Genomic DNA, 1,197 nt, shown 5'->3' on the forward strand with positions numbered 1-1,197 from the left:
GCGGCGCGAGGGATGCTCGCCGCGTATGGAGGAGCCAGAGCTCCTGGTCACCGGCGCCAGTCCGGCGTAGGCGGCCAGGTGGCCGGCGGTGGGGAAGCTGCTGGCGTCGCCGACGTCGATGAGGATGCGGGCTCCGGTCCTGACCCCGATGCCGGGCATGGAGGTCAGGACCGCGGAAAGAGGGTGGGCCTCCAGCAGTTCCTCAATGCGGGCGGCGAGGCGCTTACGTTGGTCGAGCACGGAGGTGAGTGAGCCGGCGAGGCTCGGGACGATCAGCGAGACGGCGTCGGTGCCGGGCACGACGACGCTCTGCTCATCGAGGGCGTCGAAGATGTCCTCGACGAGGCCTTCGGCCAGCCGTGGGGCCTTGGGCCCCAGCAGCGTCACCAGCCGGCGTCGCCCGGCTTTCCTCAACTGGGCCGGGGATCCGTGGCATTCGAGCAGCGCCAGGACCGCTGGATGGTCCAGCCTGGGGCCGAGGACCCGCTCCAGCGACGGGTGGATCTGGGTGAGCAGACCACGCAGCCGGTTCTTGATCCGAGTGGACTCGGCGGCGAGGTCGTCGTCGAAGCCGACGATCATCTCCAGCTCGGCGACGGCCTCGTCGGACGGTGCGAGGTTCCGCAGTGTGTGCGGCATCGTCCGCGCGGCGTCCGCGATGATCGCCGCGTCTCGGGCGTCGGTCTTCGCCTCGCCGGCGTAGAGGTCGGCGATCCGTCGCATCGTCAGGCCTGGCAGGTAGGCGACGCGGCAGCCTGTCTCGCGAGCCACGGCCAGGGGAAGGGCTCCGATCGAGGCGGGCTGGTCGACCACCACCAGCACGGTGCCGTGCTTGGCTTGGAGCTTACTGAACACCTCACGCAGTTTCGGCTCGGTGTTGGGCAGCCGTTTGTCGAAGACCCGCTTGCCGGCCGGGGTCAGGGCGGTGGCATGGTGCTCGCCCTTGCCCACGTCCAGCCCCAGGTAGACGTCGATGTCACCCGTGTCGATCACGCGCGCTCTCCACTGTGGTCGTGTCCTTCCCGGCCTCACCTGCGGCATCAGCGTGCCGGCATCCACGTTACGAAGAGCCTGCCTCACCCGGACGGGATCGGCGCTCGTGCCCCTAATCAGCGGTCTGCCAATGCCTCCGGTACCCGGTGACAGCACCTTTTCGATCATGATCGACTGGGGCGACAAGTCATGCCGGGCCCGGAG

At 69.2% G+C, this 1,197-nt stretch carries 1 protein-coding gene; it reads right to left on the reverse strand.

The annotated features are described in order from the left end of the window. Positions 1 to 1,041, reverse strand: a 1,041-nt coding sequence (locus tag ACFWUY_RS41800) for an IS110 family transposase (RefSeq protein WP_384122356.1), incomplete at its 3' end; no start/stop codon positions are given. Positions 1,042 to 1,197: the final 156 nt, after the last annotated feature.

The organism is Streptomyces sp. NPDC058664 (assembly GCF_042716635.1).
GTDB lineage: Bacteria > Actinomycetota > Actinomycetes > Streptomycetales > Streptomycetaceae > Streptomyces.